Annotated in this window: 7 protein-coding genes and 1 pseudogene; 4 read left to right on the forward strand and 4 right to left on the reverse strand. The window is 67.3% G+C overall.

Going from position 1 to position 7,561, the window contains the following annotated elements; genetic code table 11:
• Window positions 1-94: 94 nt before the first annotated feature.
• Window positions 95-1,096 (forward strand): annotated as a pseudogene (locus ACIP9H_RS42085) (MFS transporter); the annotation flags it as partial.
• Window positions 1,097-1,249: 153 nt separating this feature from the next.
• Here the strand turns inward: ACIP9H_RS42085 and ACIP9H_RS42090 are convergent.
• The 4 genes from ACIP9H_RS42090 to ACIP9H_RS42105 all read right to left on the reverse strand — a co-directional run bounded on the left by ACIP9H_RS42090 (window position 1,250) and on the right by ACIP9H_RS42105 (window position 4,140).
• Entirely contained in the window at window positions 1,250-1,702 is a 453-nt protein-coding gene (locus ACIP9H_RS42090; protein ID WP_401598049.1) for a MarR family winged helix-turn-helix transcriptional regulator, read from the reverse strand.
• Window positions 1,703-2,031: 329 nt separating this feature from the next.
• Window positions 2,032-2,781 (reverse strand): transposase family protein, encoded by a 750-nt coding sequence (locus ACIP9H_RS42095; protein WP_401964230.1) that lies wholly within the window; start codon window positions 2,779-2,781, stop codon window positions 2,032-2,034.
• A gap of 125 nt (window positions 2,782-2,906) precedes the next feature.
• Window positions 2,907-3,800: a LysR family transcriptional regulator gene (locus tag ACIP9H_RS42100; RefSeq protein ID WP_401598022.1), complete on the reverse strand. Its 894-nt coding sequence runs from the start codon at window positions 3,798-3,800 to the stop codon at window positions 2,907-2,909.
• 16 nt (window positions 3,801-3,816) lie between these two features.
• On the reverse strand, window positions 3,817-4,140 hold the full coding sequence (locus ACIP9H_RS42105) for a hypothetical protein (RefSeq protein WP_401598027.1): 324 nt from the start codon (window positions 4,138-4,140) through the stop codon (window positions 3,817-3,819).
• Between ACIP9H_RS42105 and ACIP9H_RS42110 the strand changes: the two genes are divergently transcribed.
• From ACIP9H_RS42110 to ACIP9H_RS42120, 3 genes are all read left to right on the forward strand, one after another.
• Window positions 4,022-5,176, forward strand: a complete 1,155-nt coding sequence (locus ACIP9H_RS42110) for an MFS transporter (RefSeq protein WP_401598019.1) — start codon at window positions 4,022-4,024, stop codon at window positions 5,174-5,176. The genes ACIP9H_RS42105 and ACIP9H_RS42110 overlap by 119 nt on opposite strands.
• A gap of 373 nt (window positions 5,177-5,549) precedes the next feature.
• Window positions 5,550-6,335, forward strand: coding sequence for an electron transfer flavoprotein subunit beta/FixA family protein (locus ACIP9H_RS42115; protein ID WP_401598016.1), 786 nt, complete (start codon window positions 5,550-5,552; stop codon window positions 6,333-6,335).
• Window positions 6,336-6,403: 68 nt separating this feature from the next.
• The gene (locus ACIP9H_RS42120) at window positions 6,404-7,366 is read left to right on the forward strand and encodes an electron transfer flavoprotein subunit alpha/FixB family protein (RefSeq protein WP_401598013.1); all 963 of its coding nucleotides are present in this window, start codon (window positions 6,404-6,406) and stop codon (window positions 7,364-7,366) included.
• Window positions 7,367-7,561 lie beyond the last annotated feature (195 nt).

The raw sequence follows: 7,561 nt of genomic DNA on the forward strand, positions 1-7,561 counted from the left end.
GGAGCGAGCAACTCCCACTCCCGGTCGGTGAGTTCATGGCGACGTATCACCCCACCATGATCCACCACCCGATGATCTTTGAAGACGGACCCTAGTCCTGAGCGTCGCCGTCTACTCCATGGGCACCCTGGCCATCCCGCTCGCCGGCGGGTTCGCCGACATGGGTGTCTACCGGCTGGTCTCCGGCGTGGGTGAGGGCATGCAGGCCACCGCCCTGTACGCCGTCGTCGGCGCCTTCTTCTTCCACCGCCGGGCGGTCGCCGCCGGAGTCGTCGGCGTCGCCTTCGGCGCGGGCGTCTTCCTCGGCCCACTGGTCGGCAACGGCCTTGCCGGCACCTGGGGCGGCTGGCGTGGCCCGTTCTACATATTCGCGGCCGTCGGGCTGGGGATTGCCCTGCTTGTCCTCGCCACCGTCAGCCGCACCATGACCGAGGCGGTCACCGGCAGCGGCGGCGGCACGTCGACCGACCGCTACGGCCACGTGCCGGCAAGCCCGTACAACCGCAACACGCTCGGCATGGGTGTCGTCTGCGCGGTGACCGGGCTGGTGAACTACGGCTTCCTCGGCCTCTATCCGACGTTCCTGCGCGAGCACCTCGGACTCGGCGCCGGGCAGGCGGCGCTTGCCATCTCCTGCTACGGCTTCGGCGCCACGATGGCGCTGCCGGCCGGCTGGCTCGGCGACCACGTCAACCAACGTTCCCTGCTGGCCGTCGGCTTCGTGACCACCTCCGGCACCGCGCTGCTCATCTACCAGTACGCCACGTCTGCCCCGGCCCAGTACGCCCTGGCCTTCCTCATGGGCGCCTTCGCCAGCGGCATCCTCTTCACCAACTGCACCACCGCGATGCAGCGTGCGGTGCGACCCGAACTGGTCGGCCGGGGCTCGGGACTGTTCATGCTGACTTACTACGTGCCGGCGGCCTTCTCCGGGCTGCTCTTCGCGCGGCTGGTCGAGGCGCTCGGCTGGGGCGGCGCCGGCCTGTGGCAGCTGACCGTCCTGCCCCTGCTGGGGTCGGCCGGGCTCGTCCTGCTCGACACATCCAAAATGGTCGTGCCGCGCCGGTCGGCCACTACCGACAGCACGTCCGCGTGAGCTCGTGAGATCCGGAACGGCCACCGGGTGATGAGATGAGGTGTGTCCCGGTGACCGCACGGTGGCCGCCGGAACGGATCCACCTGAGACGGACGCTGTTCCGGTTGCGGAAGGAGAACAGGGCCGAGAACGGATGTCCGGAGCACATGCGCGCTAGCCGAGATAGTCGGCGACACGCTCGAACTGGACGGCCATGCCCGAGAGAAAGTCGTGGTTCACGTGGTCCATGACGCGCCTGCGTGAACTGGACAGGAGCGACGGATAGGCGCCTTCCAGGCGCTCCATTCCCTCGGGCGTCAGGCTTGCCACGCTTCCTCGGGCGTCCACCTCGTGCCGCCGTTTCGTCACCCAGCCACGGGCTTTCAGGGCGTCGACCACCCTGGAGATGCGGCTGGCCGAGAGGCGGGTGAGTTCGGCGAGATCGATCATCCGCAGTTCACGGTTCTCTGCCTCGGACAGGAACATCAGGACTGAGTACTCGGACAGCGTCAGCCCGGTCGACTTCAGAAGGTCTTTGTCCAGAGTGTTCGGCAACGCGGTAATCACTCGTTGCAAGGCACGCCAGAAGCGTTCTTCTTCTACGTCCAGGGGGACATCAGCCGTCATTGCGACAGCTTAACCGCCCCTCACGCGGCCATGTCCTCCGCTTGCTGGTGCCGACGCCGCGCTCCATCCCGTGCCGGGGTCGTGACTGCAGCGGTCGATGGGGGCTGCTGATTGGAACCAGCCGTCCATAGACGTGATCGCCGGACGGCACCGGCGCGTCGTGAGCCGGTTCGGGTACAAGGGGACGGCGGCGGACGTCGCAGCGATGGCCGTCGGCCTTCCCCATGGGACTGACTGTCGGCTCGGCACCGGCGACGTCCTCGACCAGCCACCACCTCGACTCCGTCACCGTTTGCCGACACCACGGCGAAAGAGCTCAGTGAGCCTTTTCAGCGTTGCTTTTCCAGGGTGAGGATGGCTTTGGCTGCTGACGACAGGCGGTTGGGGCTGCAGCGGGCGTGACGGAAGATGCGCCAGCGCTTGAGGGTGGCCATGCCGCGTTCGACGGGATACCGAAGCCGTGCGTGGGCCCGGTTCAGTGAGCTTTGCCGGGTGGTGAGCTCTTTGCGAGGTGGGCGTCTGGTCGGCGTGGCGAGGGTGCCGCCGGCACCGAGGTAGGCGAGGTCAGCCAGGGCGGGAATGCCAAGGCGAACGCAGGTGGCAATGATGCGGTGGGTTCGGGCCGCGGTCAGGTCGTGGGTGCGGCCGGGCAGGGCGCGGGAGATCCACACAATCTCGCCGTGCGGGTTGGTGATGACCTGCAGGTTCACGCCGTGGCGACGGTGCTTGCCGGAGTAGTCGGCGCGGCCGTCGCCGACCCGGTCGCACTCGGCGAGCGTGCCGTCCACCAGTACGTACTCCGCGTCCGCCTCGCGCAGGGCCCGGGTCAGGCCGGGAGCTCGGTGGGCCAGGAGATCGACGACCGCGTGCACGTAAGCGTGGGCGGTGCCGACGCTGATCCGGAAACCGGCCGCGATCTGCGCGAGGGTGTCGTGCTTGCGCAGGTACATCAGTGCGACGAGCGCCCGCTGAGAGGGCCGGAGCTTGCAGCGTCGGTCACCCTCCCGGGTGACGACCAGCATCGTCACCCACTCAACCAGCGCGTGAGGCAGGTCCAGTGCGGCAGGATACGTAATCAACGAGGCTCCCCGGCGACAGAGTTGAGACGTCAGACATCTCGCTCAACCACCGAGGGGCCTCGTCCGTTCTGCGCTGATCTCCCGCCACCCCGCCATCACCCGATCGGTGGCCCCGCTGAAAAGGCTCAGTGGCTCCTGCCGACCTGCTCGAGGAAGCGGCGGGCGGCCGGGGTCGCCGCGTGTCCCTTGGGGATGACGAGGTCGACGCGGCGGTTCAAGTCGGTGCCGGCGAGCGGGATGAGCCGCAGCGGGGCACCGGAGTTCCCGTGGCGGGTGAAATCCAGCCCTGCCGGAATGATCGCGATGCCGACGCCAGCCGCCACCAGATCGAGCATCAGGGGCCACTCCTCGACCTCACACACGATGCGCCGGGTCAGACCGGCGCCACGGAAGGCCTCGTCGACTTGGGCGCGGATGGCCCAGTGGTGCGGTACATCCACGAAGCGCTCCTCTGTGAGCCCGTCGAGCGTCACCTGCTCCTCGCCGGCGAGCGGATGATCCGTCGCGCATGCCAGTACGACGGCTTCCGTGACGAGCGGAACGACGTCCAGACCCTCGCTGTACACGGGCAGCGCCGGGACGAGCGCGCAGTCCAGTTCCCCGTTGGCGACCATCTCCAGCATCTGCAGCGCCGGCGCTTGCCGGACGAGGATGTCGACGCCGGGGTGGGAGTGCGCGAACTCCGCGAGCCAGGCGGTAAACGGCAGAGTGTGGCCGATGGTCTGCAGGGTGCCGATGCGAAGCCGTCCCGAGAGGACGCCTCGTACGTCTCGGACAGCCTGCCGGGCAGCCTCGACCGCTTCGAGGGCCTTCCGTGCCGCAGGAACAAGCGCCTCGCCCTCAGAGGTGAGTCGGACCGGGCGGGTACCGCGCACGAACAGCAGGGCGCCGACGTCCTTCTCCAAAGTGCGGACCGATGACGACAAGCCGGACTGGACGATCAGCTCACGGGCGGCGGCGCGGGTGAAACTGCGCTCTTCGGCGAGCGCCACAAAGTGGCGAAGGTTGCGGAACTCCATCCCTTCATTATCTCTGTCAGAGATGACAACTATCTCCATCATGCCCCTGAAGGCTGATGCCGGAACGGCACGGCGCATGTTCTGATCCCTGGGCGGCATCAAAGGCCGCCGACTGCTCGAACGTGCTCCACTGAGGGACGGCGATGACCACGACAACACTCACAACCGCGACCCCGCGTTCGCTCCGGAACCGACATGCTTTCGGGTTCTGGTCCGTCGCGGTGGCGTTCTTGTCCTTGATGGCTTTTGGTACCGCGCCCACCCCGCTGTGGCCGCTGTACCAGGCGCGTGACCACTTCGGTCCGACCGAGGTCACCATCGCCTTCGCGGCCATGGTCATCGGCGCGGCGGTCAGCTTCCGCCTGCTCGGTCATCTCTCCGACCGGCTCGGTCGGCGCCGCATCATCGTCCCTGCCCTGGCTGTCGGCATTGTCTCGGCCGTAGTCCTCGCCATATGGCCGGACCTGCCGGGACTGATCGTCGGACGCCTGATCACCGGCGTGGCGGTGGGGCTCATGGCCTCGACGGCCACGGCATACCTCACCGACCTGTACCAGGAGGCATACCCTGATCGCGGTGGATCGCAGGTGCCGGCACTGGTCGCCTCCGTGGCCAACCTCGGCGGCCTGGCCCTCGGCCCCATCGTTTCCGGAGCGCTCGCTGAATGGGTTCCCGCTCCGCTGGTCACCAGCTATGTAGTCTTCACCGCCGCCATGGCGATACTGCTGCTACTGGTGCTCGCCACCCCCGAGACCGTCGATACCGAACTCAGGGCCGCGGACTGGCCCGACCGCTTCGCCCTGCGCCCTGGCCTGCGCCCCGTGTTCGCTGCTGCGGCGAGCACCGGCTTCTTCGCCTTCGCCCTGATGGGCCTGTTCTCCTCCCTCGGCGCGATCATGGTGCGCGGCGAGCTCGGCATCACGTCCACCTTCGTCGTCGGACTCGCCCCGTTCACCGCTTTCGCGGCCTCCGCGGCGGCACAGCTCGCGCTCGGAAAGCTGGACCAACGTCCCCAGATCCTGGTCGGCACCGCAGTCTTCCCCATCGGCCTGGCCCTCACCGCCATTGCGCTGTACCACCCGGCGCTCTGGTTCTTCCTCCTCGCTGTCGCCCTCTCTGGCGCGGGTGCCGGCGTGCTGTTCAAAGGCGCTGTCACGCAGAGCGCCATAGCGGCCGATCCCGCCTCGCGTGCGGGGGTGCTCGCCGCCTTCTTCGTCGTCGCCTACGCCGGCATGGGCCTGCCCTCGATCGCGTTCAGCATCGTCATCCGGCACGCCGCGCTCGCACCGACCATGATCTGGTTTGCCGTGGCCCTCTCCGCCGGGGCCATCGCCTCGGTGGCGATCGTCCTGCGCCACATCAGGCCCAGACGTTGAGCGAAAGCCCGGCTTTCCTCCTCAAAGAAGTCGAGGTTGACCTCCGGTAAGGTGGAGGTTATTCTCGACTTAAGGTCGGTGTGCTCGGATCGGGGCAGTGGATTGCGTGACAACGCGGTACCCGCTCCACGGTCACGAGTACGAGGCAGGCGCCGGTGGGATCGCTTGCTCGGGCGATGCCTCGGGCTCCGCCGTCAGGAGCCGGGTCCTGCCCGCATGGGGCACTCCGGATCCGACCTGTGCCGCTGTGCGTAACGGGGCCGCCGTACAGCGGTGCTCCTGCCCAGGGATCTTGCACCGTGCGTCGCACGGGTGACGTACAGGCCGGGGCGTGACAGGTGAATCTCCTCCTCCGGAAGGGCTTGGATCAGGCATGACTTTGAAGATGGTCGTCTGCGTGAAGTACGTGCCTGATGCGACCGGTGACCGGCGCTTCGCCGCAGATCTGACAGTGGATCGGGATGCCCTGGACGGGCTGCTGTCCGAGCTGGATGAGTATGCGGTGGAGCAGGCGCTGCAGATCACCGAGACCGCAGATGACGCGGAGATAACCGTCGTGACGGTCGGGCCGAAGGATGCCCAGGGTGCGCTTCGTAGAGCGCTTGCGATGGGCGCGGACAAGGCTGTGCACATCCAGGACGACGACCTGCATGGCACTGATGCGCTTGGCACGTCGCTGGTGCTGGCGAAGGCGATCGAGAGGGCCGGATACGACGTGGTGCTGTGCGGAATGGCTTCCACCGACGGTGCGATGGGGGTGGTGCCTGCCCTACTTGCCGAGCGCTTGGGAGTGCCCCAGGCAACCCTCCTGTCGGAGGTGTCCCTTCACGACGGCACGCTCAGGGGGCGGCGGGACGGGGATACGGGCTCGCAGCAACTGGAGGCGCCACTGCCGGCAGTGGTGTCCGTGACGGATCAGTCCGGCGAAGCGCGCTACCCCACGTTCAAGGGGACCATGGCGGCGAAGAAGAAGCCCATCCAATCGCTCTGTCTGGCTGATCTCGACATAGCCGCCAGCGCGGTCGGACTGGAAGGGGCTTGGTCGACGGTGCTGAGTTTGTCGGAGCGACCTGTGCGAGCCGCCGGAACCGTCGTGGCGGACGAAGGCGAAGGGGGAAAGCGGCTCGCGCAATTCCTTGCGGCCCAGAAATTCCTCTGAATCCGTACCGCAGCCGTCCGCCACTGCAGGCAGACCATCATTGACCCAGATCTCCAGGAGTGCCGGTTATGTCTGAAGTCATTGTGTATGTGGATCATGCGGATGGTGTGGTCCGCAAGGCGACGCTGGAGTTGCTGACGCTTGCGCGACGGATCGGTGACCCGGTTGCCGTGGTCTTGGGTGCCGGTGCTGCTTCCACTGCCGCTGTCCTGGCGGAGCACGGTGCGGTGAAGATCATAATGTCCGATGCCCCCGAGTTCGCCGATTACCTGGTCGTACCGAAGGTGGACGCGCTGGAGGCGGTGTGCGACGCAGTGGCACCCCTTGCCGTACTGCTGGCGTCGTCGGCCGAGGCAAAGGAGGTCGCAGCCCGGTTGGCTCTCCGGATCGGCTCCGGCCTCATCACCGACGCCGTGGACCTGGAGCCGGACGAGACCGGGGTGACAGTCGAACAAGCCGTTTTCGCAGGGGCGTTCACGGCAAGGTCTCGCGTCACCAGAGGTGTTCCCGTGGTGACGGTGAAGCCCAATTCCGCTCCGGTGGAGCACTGCCCGGCGGCGGGCGCCGTGTCGCCGCTCACCGTGCGGTTCGGTGCGCTGGCCACCGCTACCCGGGTCGTCTCTTGCACTCCTCGTGAAATGTCGAGCCGTCCGGAACTGGCGGAGGCGCCGATCGTCGTCGCGGGTGGCCGAGGCGTGAACGGGGCTGCCAACTTCGCCCTCATCGAGGAGTTGGCTGACTCCCTCGATGCGGCAGTCGGAGCCTCGCGGGCCGCAGTGGACGCCGGTTGGTACCCGCACTCCAGCCAGGTGGGGCAGACGGGCAAGACGGTGTCTCCCCAGTTGTACGTTGCCGCCGGAATCTCCGGCGCGATACAGCACCGAGCGGGCATGCAAACGTCGAAGACCATCGTGGCGGTCAACAAGGACCCCGAAGCGCCGATCTTCGAGTTGGTCGACTACGGAGTGGTGGGTGATCTGTTCGACGTGCTGCCCCAGCTGACTCAGGAGATAGCCGCGCGCAAGAGTTGATTCTTCGGCAACCGGCGGCCGTATTACAGTCCCGAAGAGATTCCCTGGCAGGCCCCGATGCAGCGGGGTTCCCTGCACTCCGCGCTGGTCCGAGGAGCCTTGAAATGCAACTCGCCGCGATCATCGTGTCGCTGGTACTCGCCGTGGTCGGCGTGGCGCTGTTCAGCCGAGCCATCGCCCAGATCTACCGGTTCG

Source organism: Streptomyces sp. NPDC088732, assembly GCF_044751205.1.
GTDB lineage: Bacteria > Actinomycetota > Actinomycetes > Streptomycetales > Streptomycetaceae > Actinacidiphila.

What these genes read in the sequence shown, in the direction of transcription:
- ACIP9H_RS42090 (WP_401598049.1), bottom strand. Translation starts at nt 1,702, where the DNA reads ATGACGGCTGATGTCCCCCTGGACGTAGAAGAAGAACGCTTCTGGCGT.
- ACIP9H_RS42100 (WP_401598022.1), bottom strand. Translation starts at nt 3,800, where the DNA reads ATGGAGTTCCGCAACCTTCGCCACTTTGTGGCGCTCGCCGAAGAGCGC.
- ACIP9H_RS42105 (WP_401598027.1), bottom strand. Translation starts at nt 4,140, where the DNA reads ATGACCATGGCCGCGAAGGCGATGGTGACCTCGGTCGGACCGAAGTGG.
- ACIP9H_RS42115 (WP_401598016.1), top strand. Translation starts at nt 5,550, where the DNA reads ATGACTTTGAAGATGGTCGTCTGCGTGAAGTACGTGCCTGATGCGACC.
- ACIP9H_RS42120 (WP_401598013.1), top strand. Translation starts at nt 6,404, where the DNA reads ATGTCTGAAGTCATTGTGTATGTGGATCATGCGGATGGTGTGGTCCGC.